Annotated in this window: 14 protein-coding genes; 10 read left to right on the top strand and 4 right to left on the bottom strand. The window is 63.8% G+C overall.

Features of this window, described 5'->3' with window-relative positions; translation table 11 throughout:
• Position 1: 1 nt before the first annotated feature.
• Complete coding sequence (locus tag CAG18_RS20605; protein ID WP_085721432.1) at positions 2–646, top strand: oxidoreductase; 645 nt, start codon at positions 2–4, stop codon at positions 644–646.
• Between the two features lie 108 nt (positions 647–754).
• Here CAG18_RS20605 and CAG18_RS20600 read toward each other — a convergent pair whose 3' ends face one another.
• From CAG18_RS20600 to CAG18_RS20585, 4 genes are all read right to left on the bottom strand, one after another.
• Positions 755–1042 (bottom strand): YceK/YidQ family lipoprotein, encoded by a 288-nt coding sequence (locus tag CAG18_RS20600; protein ID WP_015268804.1) that lies wholly within the window; start codon positions 1040–1042, stop codon positions 755–757.
• Positions 1039–1668 (bottom strand): flavin prenyltransferase UbiX, encoded by a 630-nt coding sequence (gene ubiX / locus CAG18_RS20595; protein ID WP_013970698.1) that lies wholly within the window; start codon positions 1666–1668, stop codon positions 1039–1041. The genes CAG18_RS20600 and ubiX overlap by 4 nt, the downstream gene beginning before the upstream one ends.
• Positions 1665–3014, bottom strand: coding sequence for a UDP-N-acetylmuramate:L-alanyl-gamma-D-glutamyl-meso-diaminopimelate ligase (mpl, locus tag CAG18_RS20590; protein WP_085721431.1), 1350 nt, complete (start codon positions 3012–3014; stop codon positions 1665–1667). The genes ubiX and mpl overlap by 4 nt, the downstream gene beginning before the upstream one ends.
• A gap of 66 nt (positions 3015–3080) precedes the next feature.
• Positions 3081–5069 carry a sigma-54-dependent Fis family transcriptional regulator gene (locus tag CAG18_RS20585; RefSeq protein WP_085721430.1) on the bottom strand — a complete coding sequence of 663 codons (1989 nt, stop codon included), beginning with the start codon at positions 5067–5069 and terminating at the stop codon, positions 3081–3083.
• Positions 5070–5324: 255 nt separating this feature from the next.
• Here CAG18_RS20585 and CAG18_RS20580 point away from each other — a divergent pair, with 255 nt between their 5' ends.
• The 9 genes from CAG18_RS20580 to CAG18_RS20540 all read left to right on the top strand — a co-directional run bounded on the left by CAG18_RS20580 (position 5325) and on the right by CAG18_RS20540 (position 14778).
• Entirely contained in the window at positions 5325–6845 is a 1521-nt protein-coding gene (locus tag CAG18_RS20580; protein WP_012270312.1) for an aldehyde dehydrogenase family protein, read from the top strand.
• A gap of 234 nt (positions 6846–7079) precedes the next feature.
• Complete coding sequence (eat, locus tag CAG18_RS20575) at positions 7080–8528, top strand: ethanolamine permease (protein WP_013970695.1); 1449 nt, start codon at positions 7080–7082, stop codon at positions 8526–8528.
• Positions 8529–8574: 46 nt separating this feature from the next.
• Positions 8575–9969: an ethanolamine ammonia-lyase subunit EutB gene (locus CAG18_RS20570; RefSeq protein WP_013970694.1), complete on the top strand. Its 1395-nt coding sequence runs from the start codon at positions 8575–8577 to the stop codon at positions 9967–9969.
• An 8-nt stretch (positions 9970–9977) separates the two neighbouring features.
• Positions 9978–10796, top strand: coding sequence for an ethanolamine ammonia-lyase subunit EutC (gene eutC, locus CAG18_RS20565; RefSeq protein ID WP_038410336.1), 819 nt, complete (start codon positions 9978–9980; stop codon positions 10794–10796).
• Positions 10797–10904: 108 nt separating this feature from the next.
• Positions 10905–11363 (top strand): GNAT family N-acetyltransferase, encoded by a 459-nt coding sequence (locus CAG18_RS20560; protein WP_003257044.1) that lies wholly within the window; start codon positions 10905–10907, stop codon positions 11361–11363.
• 250 nt (positions 11364–11613) lie between these two features.
• Positions 11614–12261 (top strand): DedA family protein, encoded by a 648-nt coding sequence (locus CAG18_RS20555; RefSeq protein WP_015268798.1) that lies wholly within the window; start codon positions 11614–11616, stop codon positions 12259–12261.
• A 9-nt stretch (positions 12262–12270) separates the two neighbouring features.
• The gene (locus tag CAG18_RS20550) at positions 12271–13086 is read left to right on the top strand and encodes a zinc-dependent peptidase (protein ID WP_013970691.1); all 816 of its coding nucleotides are present in this window, start codon (positions 12271–12273) and stop codon (positions 13084–13086) included.
• Between the two features lie 93 nt (positions 13087–13179).
• Positions 13180–13707 (top strand): inorganic diphosphatase, encoded by a 528-nt coding sequence (gene ppa, locus CAG18_RS20545; RefSeq protein ID WP_003255365.1) that lies wholly within the window; start codon positions 13180–13182, stop codon positions 13705–13707.
• Between the two features lie 369 nt (positions 13708–14076).
• Positions 14077–14778: a helix-turn-helix transcriptional regulator gene (locus tag CAG18_RS20540; protein ID WP_015268796.1), complete on the top strand. Its 702-nt coding sequence runs from the start codon at positions 14077–14079 to the stop codon at positions 14776–14778.
• Positions 14779–15064 lie beyond the last annotated feature (286 nt).

Here is a 15064-nt window from a genome sequence, read left to right as displayed (position 1 = left end):
CATGTATTTGACGCCTCAGCATGTCCTGCTTGCCGGTGCCACGGGTCTGACAGGTGAACACCTGCTCGACCGTCTGCTCAACGAGCCCACCATCACTCGCGTACTGGCGCCTACCCGCCGGCCATTGGTCGAGCACCCGCACCTGGAAAACCCGGTAGGCGACCCGGCTGTGTTCCTTCCACAACTGGGTGGGCGGGTCGATATCGCCTATTGCTGCCTGGGCACCACACTGAAGCAGGCCGGTTCCGAATCGGCCTTCCGCGCGGTGGACCTGGACATGGTGGTGGCTTTCAGCAAGCGTGCCCGGGAGTTGGGCGCGCGGCATCTGCTGGTGGTCAGTGCATTGGGCGCCGACCCGAAATCGTCGATTTTCTACAACCGGGTCAAGGGTGAGATGGAGGAGGCACTCAAGGCTCAGGATTGGCCGCAGCTGACCATCGTGCGGCCGTCGTTGCTGCTGGGTGAGCGGGTCGAGCCTCGGCTTAGTGAACAGTTGGCTTCGCCGTTTGCCAAGCTGATACCCGGGAAGTATCGGGGGATCGAGGCTTGTACCTTGGCCCGGGCGCTGTGGCGGCTGGCGCTGGAGGAAGAGGACGGGGTGCGGATTGTGGAGTCGGATGAGTTGCGCAGGTTGGGCAAGAAGTAGGCTTCACTTGTGATGGCCTGTTCGCGGGCACGCCCGCTCCCACAGGTACAGTGATCACAAGAAGATTACACAGATCCTGTAGGAGCGGGTTTACCCGCGAAAGGGCCCTTACAGGCCACCAGTGGCCTGGAAGCCTACACCGGCCGCTGTCAGCAACGACAACGGCAGCAACAAGGTATCGAGCAACATGCTACCCGGCAGGTCCAGCCCCGGATACGCTGGCGCCTCAGCCCCGTAACGATCCCGCGGGCAGCACCCGCCATTGATCACATACAAGTCCAACCGGGTACCGGCATACACCACCGGTGCCCCGGGTTTGTTGGCATCCAACGTGCGCACCGTGGCGCAGCCACCGAGCAGCACCAGCGCCAGCAAGCCCACCAGCGCTCGCTTCAATCATCCACCCCGAAGTGGTGCTCACCCCAGCGCGGCAACATGTCCTGGGGAATGTTCAGCAGGTTGAGAATGCGCGCCACCACGAAGTCGACCAGGTCGTCGATGGTCTGCGGCTGGTGATAAAAGCCCGGCGCCGCCGGCAGGATCACCGCGCCCATCTGCGACAGCTTGAGCATGTTCTCCAGGTGGATGGTGGAGAACGGCGCCTCGCGCGGCACCAGGATCAGTTGGCGACGCTCCTTGAGGGTAACGTCGGCAGCACGTTCGATCAGGTTGTTGCAGGCACCGGTGGCAATCGCCGACAACGTGCCGGTGGAACAGGGCACCACGACCATTGCCGCCGGGGCGCCGGAGCCCGAGGCCACCGGCGACATCCAGTCTTCCTTGCCATACACGCGGATCTGCCCGTCGGCAGCGCCGGTATATTCGGTGAGGAAGGCCTGCATCGCCTGTGGCTTGGCCGGCAGCACCACGTCCGTCTCGGTGGCCATCACCAGTTGCGCGGCCTTGGAGATCAGGAAGTGCACCTCGCGGTCCTCACGCACCAGGCAGTCGAGCAGGCGCAGGCCATACTGGGCACCAGAGGCGCCCGTCATGGCCAGGGTGATGCGTTCCGGCCCGCTCACTTCAGTGCCTCGGCCAGCTTGCCGTGCAGGCCGCCGAAGCCGCCGTTGCTCATGATCACTACATGGGTACCCGGGCGGGCCTGCCCCTTGACCCGCTCGATGATCGCTTCGAGGCTGTCGGCCACCACGCTGGGCACTTTGCATTGCGCGGCGGTGGCAGCCAGGTCCCAGCCAAGGTTGGCCGGGGCGTACCAGATCACCTGGTCGGCGTCGTTGACGCTTTCCGGCAGGCCGTCACGGTGGGCACCGAGCTTCATCGAGTTGGATCGCGGCTCGATCACGGCGATCACCGGGGCTTCGCCAACGCGCTTGCGCAGGCCGTCTAGGGTGGTGGCGATGGCGGTCGGGTGGTGGGCGAAGTCATCGTAGATGGTCACGCCCTGCACTTCGGCAACCTTCTCCATGCGCCGCTTGACGCTCTTGAAGGCGCTCAGGCCTTCGATGCCCATGGCTGGCACCACGCCTACATGGCGCGCCGCTGCCAGGGTAGCCAGGGCGTTGGCGACGTTGTGCTGGCCATTCAGCGCCCAGTCCACCACGCCCTGCGCTTCACCGTCGAACAGCACTTCGAAGCGCGAGCCGTCGGGGCTGAGCAGACGGGCTTGCCACTGGCCACCTTCGCCGGTGGTCTGCACCGGGGTCCAGCAACCCATACCGATCACTCGCTCCAGCGCCTGCTCGGTGGTGGGGTGGATGACCAGGCCTTCGCTGGGGATGGTGCGCACCAAGTGGTGGAACTGCCGCTCGATCGAGGCCAGGTCGGGGAAGATGTCCGCATGGTCGAACTCGAGGTTGTTGAGGATCGCCGTGCGCGGGTGGTAGTGGACGAACTTCGAGCGCTTGTCGAAGAAGGCGCTGTCGTACTCGTCGGCTTCGACCACGAAGAACGGCGTATCGCCAAGGCGCGCCGACACCGAGAAGTTCTGCGGCACACCGCCAATCAGGAAGCCCGGGCTCATGCCAGCGTGTTCCAGCACCCAGGCCAGCATGCTGCTGGTAGTGGTCTTGCCGTGGGTACCGGCAACGGCCAGTACCCAGCGGCCCTGCAACACGTGGTCGGCCAGCCACTGCGGGCCGGAAACATAGGGCAGGCCCTTGTTCAGCACGTACTCCACCGCCGGGTTGCCACGCGACATGGCGTTGCCGATGACCACCAGATCTGGCGCCGGGTCCAGCTGGGCCGGGTCATAGCCTTGGGTCAGCTCGATGCCCTGGGCTTCAAGCTGGGTGCTCATCGGGGGATAGACGTTGGCGTCCGAGCCGGTGACGCGGTGGCCAAGTTCCTTGGCCAGCACCGCCAGCGAGCCCATGAAAGTGCCGCAAATACCGAGAATGTGAATATGCATGGTCGACCTCGCAAAACATCGAGGCAGGGTAGCCCAGGGCGCGACAAATCGCACCAGATGTTTCGCTCAGTCGGCCCTGGTGATGCCGTGTTTGCGCAGTTTTCGATACAAGGTATTGCGGCTGATGCCCAAGTGCTCGGCGACACGGGTGAGGTGCCAGTGTTTTGCCTCTAGCGTCTCCAACAATGCTTGCCGCTCCGCATCCTGTAGGAGCGGCCTTGTGTCGCGATCGGGCTGCGCAGCAGCCCCTGCAAATTGGTCGGCGCGGCTGGGCCCCTGGGGCCGCTCTGCGGCCCTTTCGCGACACAAGGCCGCTCCTACAGGGACGGTGCTGTTGCGAACAATGGCTGGGAGATCCGGGAACACGATGCGGGAGTCTTCGCAAAGTGCCACCAGGGTACGCAGCACGTTGCGCATCTGCCGCACGTTGCCCGGCCAGGCGAAGTCGAGCAGTGCCTGCCGCGCCCTGGGCTCGATATCGATCGGTTCTCCCTGCGCCTCCTGACGCAGAAGAAAGTCCAGCAACTGCGCCTTGTCACTGCGCTCGCGCACCGCAGGCAATGCCACTTCCAGGCCATTCAGCCGGTAATACAGGTCCTCGCGGAAACTGCCCTGCTCCACCCGTTCCAGCAGGTCACGGTGAGTAGCGCTGACAATGCGCACGTCGACCGCCTGCGGCTCGCCACCGATCGGCACCACCTGGCGCTCCTCCAGCACGCGCAGCAGGCGGGTTTGCAGGGCCAGTGGCATGTCGCCAATCTCGTCCAGCAGCAAGGTGCCGCCATCGGCCTGCAGCAGCTTGCCGCGCATGCCTTCCTTGCGTGCACCGGTAAAGCTGCCGCCGCGGTAGCCGAACAGTTCGCTCTCGATCAGGCTCTCCGGGATCGAGGCGCAGTTGATGGCAACGAACGGCTTGCCGCGCCGCTCGCTGGCCTGGTGCACGGCCTGGGCAAAAGCCTCCTTGCCACAGCCGGTCTCGCCGCGCAGCAACAGCGGCACATCGCGCTCGAACACCCGCACGCTGCGGCGGAAGTCGTTCTGCAAGGCGGGGTCGAGCAGGCAGATAAGCGGCTCCACTTCCCGCGTGGGCCGCGGCTGGGCGGCTGGCACCGACCACACCGGGGCTCGCGCCTGGCCACGCAGGCTGGCGAACACCTGGCGCCCGTCCAGGGTATGCAGCGGCCAGGCCGTGCTGCCGCTGGGCGTGGCGCGGCTGAACAGTTCGTCGTGGCTGCAAGCGAAAAAGCGTTCCAGCGGTTTGCCCAGCACGCCACCACGCACCGTGCCCAGCAGGTTCAGCGCGCTCTGGTTGGCGGCGCAGATGCGCCCGTCACCGTCGAACGCCAGCAGGCCTTCGCTGAACAGGCCGACCGACTCCGCCTGCAGGTGAAAACGCAGCAGCCATTGCTGTTCGAAATGGCGCAGGAAATAGCAGCTTTCGATCATCTTCGCCGACAGGTTGACCAGGGCCATGGTGTGGAACTGGCTCTGCCGGGAAACGTCGGGCCGCGCCGAAGACACATCCAGCACTGCCAGCAACTCGCCATGCGGGTCGAACACCGGGCTGGCCGAGCAGGTCAGGCCGGTGTGGCGACCGCGGAAGTGCTCGTTCTGGTGAATGGTCAGCGCCTGGCGCTCGACCAGGCAGGTGCCGATGCCGTTGGTGCCCTCGCGCGCCTCGCTCCAGTCAGCGCCCAGCCACAGCCCGGCGCGCTCGAAGCTGCGCCGCTCGGTCGGCGCGCTGACGCAATTGAGGATCACCCCACGGGCATCGGTCAGCAGCACCGCATGGCCGGCCCCGGAAAGCTGCTGGTGCAGGCTGTTCATTTCATGGTCGGCAATCTGCAGCACCTGGCGCAGGCGCTCGCGGCTTTCCAGCAGGCGCCCATGCTCGAGCACCACCGGGGCCTCGATCACCGACGGGTCGAGGTGGTAGTCCTCCAGGCAGCGCAGCCAGGAGCGGGCGATGGACGGGTCACTGCCACCCTCCCCGGCCCCACCATGGGCGACGGTATGGACTTGCTGGGCATGGCGACTGAAATGATTGCTCTGCATTGTTGTAGTTCTCCGCAGATAGAGAGTCCCGCCAGCATCCTCCACCCGGGAAGGCTTTGCAATGCACCCTCCGGTTACGTGTCGCAAATGGCACAAAGTGTCACCCACACGCGTACCGGCGCTGGCACAGCGACCGTTGACCCGGCCCAAAGAACCGAGCCAAGTCATTGATTTCCCTGGCGCTCGAAACGCTGGCCCAACCTTTGCTCTACGCTTTCCAACTCCCTAACAAACACAATAGCCAGGAGACACACCATGCGTTACGCACATCCCGGTACCGAAGGCGCGAAGGTTTCCTTCAAGAGCCGCTACGGCAACTACATCGGTGGTGAGTTCGTTCCTCCGGTAAAGGGGCAGTACTTCGAAAATACCTCCCCGGTGAATGGCAAGCTGATCGCTGAATTCCCTCGCTCCACTGCCGAAGACATCGATAAAGCCCTGGATGCAGCCCACGCTGCGGCCGACGCCTGGGGCCGCACTTCAGTGCAGGACCGCTCCAACGTTCTGCTGAAGATCGCCGACCGTATCGAGCAGAACCTCGAACTGCTGGCCATTACCGAAACCTGGGACAACGGCAAGCCGATCCGCGAAACCCTCAATGCCGACATTCCGCTGGCGGTCGACCACTTCCGCTACTTCGCTGGCTGCATCCGCGCCCAGGAAGGCGGCGCCGCGGAAATCAACGAAGGCACCGTGGCCTACCACATCCATGAGCCACTGGGCGTGGTCGGGCAGATCATCCCGTGGAACTTCCCGATCCTGATGGCCGCCTGGAAGCTCGCCCCGGCACTGGCCGCTGGCAACTGCGTGGTGCTCAAGCCAGCCGAACAGACCCCGCTGGGCATCACCGTGCTGCTGGAAGTGATCGGTGACCTGCTGCCACCTGGTGTGCTCAACGTGGTGCAAGGCTATGGCCGCGAAGCCGGTGAAGCACTGGCCACCAGCAAGCGCATCGCCAAGATCGCCTTCACCGGCTCGACCCCGGTTGGCTCGCACATCATGAAATGCGCCGCCGAGAACATCATCCCGTCCACCGTCGAACTGGGCGGCAAGTCGCCGAACGTGTATTTCGAAGACATCATGCAAGCCGAGCCAAGCTTCATCGAGAAGGCGGCCGAAGGCATGGTGCTGGCGTTCTTCAACCAGGGCGAGGTATGCACCTGCCCGTCACGGGCACTGGTGCAGGAGTCGATCTACCCGCAGTTCATGGAAGTGGTGATGAAGAAGGTGCTGCAGATCAAGCGCGGCGACCCGCTGGACACCGACACCATGGTCGGCGCCCAGGCCTCGCAACAGCAGTTCGAGAAGATCCTGTCGTACCTCGACATCGCCCAGAAGGAAGGCGCCGAGTTGCTGACCGGCGGCAAGGTCGAAAAACTGGAGGGCTCGCTGGCCACCGGTTACTACATCCAGCCGACCCTGCTCAAGGGCAACAACAAGATGCGCGTGTTCCAGGAAGAAATCTTCGGCCCGGTGGTCAGCGTCACCACCTTCAAGGACGAAGCCGAAGCCCTGGCGATCGCCAACGACACCGAGTTCGGCCTGGGTGCCGGCGTGTGGACCCGCGACATCAACCGTGCCTACCGCATGGGCCGTGGGATCAAGGCTGGCCGCGTGTGGACCAACTGCTACCACCTGTACCCGGCGCATGCCGCGTTCGGTGGCTACAAGAAGTCGGGGGTCGGGCGTGAGACGCACAAGATGATGCTTGACCACTATCAGCAGACCAAGAACCTGCTGGTGAGCTACGACATCAATCCGTTGGGCTTCTTCTAAACCTGGGATGGCCTCGGGGCTGCTTTGCAGCCCATCGCCGGCAAGCCAGCTCCCACAGGGATCGCAGGGGATTCCAGACCTGCGCAGTACCTGTGGGAGCCGGCTTGCCGGCGATGAGGCCGGACCTGCAAACACAATATCCAGAGCACCAACCGCTCTGGCTCGCTTCCTGCAGTGCCCATCACCATCGGCCCGGAACCCGTCCGGCCACCAAGAAAAACAACAGGTGAATCTATGCCAAGCGATCATTCCGCCGGCTCGCCGGCAGGCTCTTCCGTCGACTTCGAAAAAGTCGGCTCGGACTATTTCCAGCAACGTGAACTGAAAAAAGGTGCCGCCGGCTGGGTCCTGCTGGTCGGCCTGGGCGTGGCCTACGTCATCTCCGGCGACTATGCCGGCTGGAACTTCGGCCTGGCCCAGGGCGGCTGGGGCGGCATGTTCCTCGCCACCCTGCTGATGGCCACCATGTACCTGTGCATGTGCTTCTCGCTGGCCGAGCTGTCGTCGATGATCCCCACCGCAGGCGGCGGCTACGGCTTTGCCCGCAGCGCCTTCGGCCCCTGGGGCGGCTTCCTCACCGGCACGGCAATCCTCATCGAGTACGCTATCGCCCCCGCCGCCATCGCCGTGTTCATCGGCGCCTACTGCCAGTCACTGTTCGGCATCGGCGGCTGGATGATCTACCTGGCGTTCTACATCGTGTTCATCGGCATCCACATCTTTGGCGTGGGTGAGGCGTTGAAGCTGATGTTCATCATCACCGCCATCGCAGCCATCGCTCTGGCCGTGTTCCTGGTGAGCATGGTGCCCCATTTTGATGCAGCCAACCTGTTCGACATCGCCAAAACGGACGCTGTGGGCGCCAGCAGCTTCCTGCCGTTCGGCTATGTCGGCGTGTGGGCGGCCATCCCCTATGCCATCTGGTTCTTCCTTGCCGTAGAGGGCGTGCCGCTGGCTGCCGAAGAAACCAAGAACCCCAAGCGTGACCTGCCACGCGGCCTGATCGGCGCCATGCTGGTGTTGCTGGCCTTCGCCCTGCTGATCCTGGTGGTCGGCCCTGGCGGCGCAGGCTCCGAAGCACTGAAAGCGTCCGGCAACCCGCTGGTAGAAGCCTTGTCCAAAGCCTACGGCGGTAGCACCTGGATGGGCGGCTTCGTCAACCTGGTCGGCCTGGCCGGGCTGATCGCCAGCTTCTTCTCGATCATCTACGCCTACTCCCGGCAGATCTTCGCCCTGTCCCGCGCCGGTTACCTGCCGCGCAAGCTGTCGGAAACCAACAAGAGCAAGGCCCCGGTACTGGCCTTGATCATCCCCGGGATCATCGGCTTTGCCCTGTCGCTGACTGGCCAAGGTGACCTGCTGATCCTGGTGGCGGTGTTCGGCGCTACCCTGTCGTACGTGCTGATGATGGCCGCGCACATCACCCTGCGCATCCGTCGGCCGAAGATGGAGCGCCCATACCGCACCCCTGGTGGCATCTTCACCTCGGGCCTGGCACTGGTACTGGCCTGCATCGCTGTGGTCGCCGGTTTCCTGGTAGACCCACGGGTGGTGATTGGCGCCGCAGTGATCTATGCGGTATTAATTGCCTACTTTGCTTTCTACAGCCGCCACCACCTGGTCGCGGGTACACCGGAAGAGGAATTCGCCGCGATCCAGAAGGCCGAAGAGGCCTTGCACTGATCGCCGCCACCCGCCGCGGGGCAACCCGCGGCTCTGGAGAGTCTGTATGGCAAGTTTCGTACACACGGTCGGCCACCTGGTCTACCGCTTCGACAGCCTCAAGGAAGTGATGGCCAAGGCCAGCCCCGCCCGCTCGGGGGACTACCTGGCGGGCGTCGCGGCCAGCAATGATGGCGAACGGGTCGCCGCGCAGATGGCCCTGGCCAATATCCCGCTGACGCATTTCCTCAACGAAGCGCTGATCCCTTACGAAGATGATGAAGTCACGCGCCTGATCATCGACACTCACGACGCCCAGGCCTTCGCCCCGGTCAGCCACCTGACCGTGGGTGGCCTGCGCGACTGGCTGCTGAGCGAAGAGGCCAACGAGGACAGCCTGCGCAGCCTGGCACCCGGGCTGACGCCGGAAATGGCCGCAGCGGTGTCGAAGATCATGCGCGTGCAGGACCTGGTGCTGGTGGCACAGAAGATCCGTGTGGTCACCCGGTTCCGTGGCACCATGGGCCTGCGCGGGCGCCTGTCGACCCGGCTGCAGCCCAACCACCCGACCGACGAGCCGGCCGGCATCGCCGCCAGCATTCTCGACGGCCTGCTGTACGGCAACGGCGACGCCATGATCGGCATCAACCCGGCCACAGACAGCATCGCCTCGATCTGCGCCCTGCTGGAGATGCTCGACGCCATCATCCAGCGCTACGACATCCCCACCCAGGCCTGCGTGCTGACCCACGTCACCACCTCGATCGAGGCGATCAACCGTGGCGTGCCACTGGACCTGGTATTCCAGTCCATCGCCGGCACCGAAGCGGCCAACGCCGGGTTCGGCATCAACCTGAACGTGCTGCAGGAAGGCTACGAAGCAGGCCTTTCGCTGAAACGCGGCACCCTCGGGCAGAACCTGATGTACTTCGAAACCGGCCAGGGCAGCGCGCTGTCGGCCAACGCCCACCACGGCGTCGACCAGCAGACCTGTGAAACCCGCGCCTATGCCGTGGCCCGCCACTTCAAACCGTTCCTGGTCAACACGGTGGTCGGTTTCATCGGCCCCGAATACCTGTACAACGGCAAGCAGATCATCCGCGCCGGCCTCGAAGACCACTTCTGCGGCAAGCTGCTGGGAGTGCCGATGGGTTGCGACATCTGCTACACCAACCACGCCGAAGCCGACCAGGACGACATGGACACCTTGTTGACCCTGCTGGGCGTGGCCGGGATCAACTTCATCATGGGCATCCCAGGCTCCGACGACATCATGCTCAACTACCAGACCACCTCGTTCCACGACGCGCTTTATGCACGCCAGACCCTGGGCCTGAAGCCCGGGCCGGAATTCGAGGCATGGCTGGCCCGCACCGGCATCTTCACCCAGGCCGATGGCCGGGTGCGGTTTGGTGACAACCTGCCGCCGGCCTTCCGCCAGGCCTTGGCACAGCTTGCATAGGGATGACCATGGACCACCGCACGCCTACCCCCGAAAACCCCTGGCTGGCCCTGCGCAACCTGACCCCGGCGCGTATTGCCCTGGGCCGTACCGGTACCAGCCTGCCTACCGGTGCGCAACTGGACTTCCAGTTCGCCCACGCCCAGGCACGCGATGCCGTGCACCTGGCCTTCGACCATGCCGGCCTGGCTACCCAGCTGAGTGACCGCGGGCGCGAAAGCCTGGTGCTGCACAGCGCCGCCAGCGACCGCAACCAGTACCTGCAACGCCCGGACCTGGGGCGACGGCTGAGCGAAGATTCGGTTGCCGTGCTGCGCCAGCATGCCCAGGCCAACCCCGGCGGGGTCGACCTGGCCATCGTCGTCGCTGACGGCCTGTCGGCGCTGGCCGTGCACCGCCACACCCTGCCGTTCCTGGCGCGCTTCGAGGAACAGGCCGCCGCCGACGGCTGGACCAGCGCCCCGGTGGTGCTGGTGCAGCAGGGCCGCGTGGCAGTGGCCGACGAGGTCGGTGAACTGCTGGGCGCACGGATGACCGTGATGCTGATCGGCGAACGCCCGGGGCTCAGCTCGCCCGACAGCCTTGGCCTGTACTTCACCTATGCGCCAAAGGTCGGCCTGACCGATGCCTACCGCAACTGCATTTCCAACATCCGCCTGGAGGGCCTGAGTTATGGCATGGCGGCGCACCGCTTGCTGTACTTGATGCGCGAAGCCTGCCGGCGCCAGCTTTCCGGGGTGAATCTGAAGGACGAGGCCGAGGTCCATAGCCTGGAGAGCGAAAACAGCACCGGCCAGAAAGGTAACTTCCTGCTCGGCAAAGGATAAAAAACATGTCACGGAAGGCGGATTGCACTTGCGCCAAGCATTGGGCAGCATGCCTTTGAAAGCTGCTGGCAATCCGCTGTTTCCCCTAATGGACTCTGAGGGCCGCACATGCGCATCATCAAGGCAACCCTGGAACACCTCGATCTGCTTACGCCGATGTTCGTCAAATACCGCGAGTTCTATGGGCAGCTACCCTACCCCGACAGTTCGCGCAGCTTCCTGGAAAAGCGCCTGAAGCGGGATGAGTCGGTGATCTACCTGGCGCTACCCGATGATGATGACGGCAAGCTGCTGGGCTTCTGCCAGCTGTACCCGAGCTACTCGTCGCTGTCGCTGAAGCGGGTATGGATTCTCAACGATATCTACGTGGCCGAGGACTCGCGGCGCATGCTGGTGGCCGACCACCTGATGCGCGAGGCGAAGAAAATGGCCAAGGAAACCAACGCCGTGCGCATGCGGGTGTCGACCAGCGCGGACAATGAGGTAGCGCACAAGACTTACGAATCCATCGGGTTTCGTGAGGATAACGAGTTCAAGAGCTATATCCTGCCGATCAGCCAGGATTGACCTGTACCGGCCTTTTCGCGGGTAAACCCGCTCCCACAGGCATAGCGGCACATCTGAAGTCGGTGCTGTACCTGTGGGAGCGGGTTTACCCGCGAAGAGGCTGGTACAGGAGTACCCCCTGCCGTAACCCCCCGCTACAAACTCCCCGGGCATGTTCCTGACTTAGCCGTATAATGGCCCACCTGTCGTGTGTGAAAATTTACCCATCCGCAGGTAACCGAGCCTACGCCCAAGAACACAGGTGCTGTACATGGATTTCAACCCGCTGGACCTTATCCTGCATCTCGATGCCTACCTCGATCTGCTGGTCACCAACTACGGTCCCTGGATCTACGCCATCCTCTTCACCGTGATCTTCTGTGAAACCGGGCTGGTGGTCATGCCCTTCCTGCCTGGCGATTCGCTGCTGTTCATTGCCGGCGCCGTGGCCGCCGGTGGCGGCATGGACCCGTTGCTGCTGGCCGGCCTGCTGATGGCCGCCGCGATCCTCGGCGACAGCACCAACTATGTGATCGGCCGCACGACGGGCGAGCGGTTGTTCAACAACCCCAACTCGAAGATCTTCCGTCGCGACTACCTGCAGCGTACCCACGACTTCTATGAACGCCACGGCGGCAAGACCGTGACCATGGCGCGCTTCCTGCCCATCCTGCGCACCTTTGCGCCGTTCGTCGCCGGCATCGCCCACATGCACTACCCGCGCTTCCTCGGTTTCAGCGTCGCCGGTTCGCTACTGTGGGTCGGCGGCCTGGTGACCCTGGGCTACTTCTTCGGCAACGTGCCATTCATCAAACAGCACCTGTCGCTGATGGTGGTGGGCATCATCATCCTGTCGCTGGTACCGATGATCCTCGGCCTGCTGCGTGGCCGTCTGGGCCGCACGGCCAAAGCGCACTGAAACTTGCCGATGTGGTCGTTCAGCGCCTGGCGGCGCAAGCGCACCCTGGCGCGCTATCCCATCACCCCCCAGCAATGGCAGGCCGTGCGCGAGCGCCTGCCAATGCTGGACGGCATCACTGACGAAGAGGATCGCTGGCTGCGTGAAGCCTGCATCCTGTTCCTGCTCGACAAGCACCTCACCTGCCTGCCCGGCGTCGAACCGGATGACGAGCAGCGCCTGTTGCTGGCGGCCCAGGCGCAGTTGCCGCTGCTGCACCTGGGCGAGCTGAACTGGTACCAGGGTTTCCACGAAATCATCCTCTACCCCGACGATTTCAAGAGCCCCCAGCGCCACCGCGATGCCAGTGGCGTGGAGCACGTGTGGGACGGTGAGCACAGCGGCGAAGCCTGGCAGCAGGGCCCGATCATCCTCGCCTGGAGCGGCGTGCTGGCCAGTGGTGGCTGGGAGGCCTACAACCTGGTCATCCATGAACTGGCGCACAAGCTCGACATGCTCAATGGTGATGCCAACGGCCTGCCGCCGCTGCACAGCGGCATGCCCGTGGATGAATGGGCAACCGCCATGCAACAGGCCTATGACGACCTCAACCGCCAGCTGGACGCCAACCCCGACGCCGAAACCGCCATCGATCCATATGCCGCAGAGAACCCCGCAGAATTCTTTGCCGTAACCAGCGAGTACTTCTTTAGTGCTCCCGACCTGCTGCAACAGGCTTATCCACAGGTCTACCGCCAGTTGTCGCTGTTCTACCGCCAAGACCCGCTGGCGCGCCTGTGCCGGCTGCAGGCCGAACACCCGGAATACCGCGAAAGCCACGCCTGACGGGGCCGCACATCAGGCCAGGCGTGGCATGCCCATGCAGAATGTGCCTATAATCGCCGCCACTTTTTTGGTCAAACACGGGGGCACTGCCCAATGAGCTACAGCAAGATTCCGGCGGGCAAAGACCTGCCGAACGACATCTACGTCGCCATCGAGATCCCGGCCAACCACGCGCCGATCAAATACGAGATCGACAAGGACAGCGATACCCTGTTCGTCGACCGTTTCATGGCTACCCCGATGTTCTACCCAGCCAACTACGGCTTCATCCCGAACACCCTGGCCGATGACGGTGATCCGCTGGACGTGCTGGTCGTTACCCCTTACCCGGTAGCCCCAGGTTCGGTTATCCGCGCCCGTCCGGTCGGCGTGCTGAACATGACCGACGACGGCGGCGGCGACGCCAAGGTCATCGCTGTTCCTCACGACAAGCTGTCGCAGCTGTACGTCGACGTGAAGGAATACACCGACCTGCCAGCCCTGCTGATCCAGCAGATCGAGCACTTCTTTGCCAACTACAAAGATCTCGAGAAGGGCAAATGGGTCAAGATCGAAGGCTGGGAAGGCGCTGACGCCGCCCGCGCCGCGATCACCAAATCGGTTGCTGCCTACAAGGGCTGATGCCGGTTGCATGAAGAACCCCGCCTCGGCGGGGTTTTTTTATGCCTGATGGATGGCTGGTCGCCCTGGCACTGGATGACCTGCCTGCGCAGCACTTTTGTGGGAGCAACTGCCTTGCTCAAATTCTAAATGCTGGCGCGATCCCTGTGGGAGCGGGCGTGCCCGCGAACACCGGCGCAGCCGGTGCCAGCCACCGCGCTGGCCTCTTCGCGGGCACGCCCGCTCCCACAGGAACCGCGCACTTGCTTGGGAGAGTAAAAAATCCTACGCAGTCCTACTCCAACGCCCTACAAACAGGCGCTTTTCACACAAGCCCCATCAACATCCGGTTCATATCCTTGCTGGCACCCCGCCGCTACACTCGCCGCCATGAACACATCCGGTGACAGACTCAAAGCCCTCCTCCACGAATGTGGCCTGACCCCTTCTGATTTCGCCGCCCAGCGCAGCGTCACGCCCCAGCACGTCAACAACTGGCTCAAGCGCGGCGTGCCCCTGGCCCGGCTGGACGAAATGGCGGACCTGTTCTGCGTGCATCGTCGCTGGTTGCGCACGGGCGAAGGCCCCAAACACCACAACCCGATCCTGCGCACCTGCCCACCGGGGCCGGCGCCCGCCAACCCGCCCACGCCGCTATCGGCGCAAGGCGGCCGTACATTGAAGGTGCCCTTTTACGAGCTGCACAACGGCCTGCTGTCGCCCGTGGCCGGCAAACACCTGTGCCTGCCCGCAAAAGCCCTGAAAGGGTTGGGAGTGCATGCCGACGACGCCATCTGCCTGGCCATGCCCGCCAGCAACATGACCCCGCTGATTCCGCTGCAAGCTACCCTGGCCATCGACCTGGGCATGACCCAGGTGGTCGAGGGCGAAACCTATGCCCTGCTGCACAACGGCGTGCTCAGGGTTAACAACCTCAGCCTCGGCCAGCACGGCACGCTGTACCTGCACAGCCATGATCGGCGCAACTATGCGGTCGAACGCTACACCGCCGCCCAGCGCCAGACACAAGGGCTGAAGATCCTGGGCTGGGTGTTCCACTGGTCGCATTTCCGCCAGCAACGGCCTGACTGAAACAAACCTGTGCCATTTTTTGCTGGGCATCCTGCGCGCGCCCTTGTATGCTACGCCCCACATTCAGCCCCGACCGGCGCAAGCCGCGGTCCAGAGGGCTCGGCGATATCCCACACGGGCATCTGCCATCTCTTTCAGGCCCTTGATGGCCACACAGTTAAGGCGATTGCGGCTTACCATAAATTAGTCGGAAGCGTCCCCGAGAAGCCGGCCACAAGCCGGCTTTTTAATGCCCGCCATTCTCATCCTCTGAACTTTCTGCAGCCTTCCCATGGCCGGGGAATCG

This window comes from Pseudomonas sp. B22(2017) (assembly GCF_002113105.1).
In the GTDB taxonomy this organism is placed as follows: domain Bacteria; phylum Pseudomonadota; class Gammaproteobacteria; order Pseudomonadales; family Pseudomonadaceae; genus Aquipseudomonas; species Aquipseudomonas asiatica.
This window is presented reverse-complemented; position numbering and strand designations above follow the sequence as displayed.

Bases quoted from the DNA above. Each gene is read 5' to 3' on its own strand.
- CAG18_RS20605 (WP_085721432.1), top strand. From the start codon at position 2: ATGTATTTGACGCCTCAGCATGTCCTGCTTGCCGGTGCCACGGGTCTG.
- mpl (WP_085721431.1), bottom strand. From the start codon at position 3,014: ATGCATATTCACATTCTCGGTATTTGCGGCACTTTCATGGGCTCGCTG.
- CAG18_RS20585 (WP_085721430.1), bottom strand. From the start codon at position 5,069: ATGCAGAGCAATCATTTCAGTCGCCATGCCCAGCAAGTCCATACCGTC.
- CAG18_RS20580 (WP_012270312.1), top strand. From the start codon at position 5,325: ATGCGTTACGCACATCCCGGTACCGAAGGCGCGAAGGTTTCCTTCAAG.
- eat (WP_013970695.1), top strand. From the start codon at position 7,080: ATGCCAAGCGATCATTCCGCCGGCTCGCCGGCAGGCTCTTCCGTCGAC.
- CAG18_RS20570 (WP_013970694.1), top strand. From the start codon at position 8,575: ATGGCAAGTTTCGTACACACGGTCGGCCACCTGGTCTACCGCTTCGAC.
- eutC (WP_038410336.1), top strand. From the start codon at position 9,978: ATGGACCACCGCACGCCTACCCCCGAAAACCCCTGGCTGGCCCTGCGC.
- CAG18_RS20560 (WP_003257044.1), top strand. From the start codon at position 10,905: ATGCGCATCATCAAGGCAACCCTGGAACACCTCGATCTGCTTACGCCG.
- CAG18_RS20555 (WP_015268798.1), top strand. From the start codon at position 11,614: ATGGATTTCAACCCGCTGGACCTTATCCTGCATCTCGATGCCTACCTC.
- CAG18_RS20550 (WP_013970691.1), top strand. From the start codon at position 12,271: ATGTGGTCGTTCAGCGCCTGGCGGCGCAAGCGCACCCTGGCGCGCTAT.
- ppa (WP_003255365.1), top strand. From the start codon at position 13,180: ATGAGCTACAGCAAGATTCCGGCGGGCAAAGACCTGCCGAACGACATC.
- CAG18_RS20540 (WP_015268796.1), top strand. From the start codon at position 14,077: ATGAACACATCCGGTGACAGACTCAAAGCCCTCCTCCACGAATGTGGC.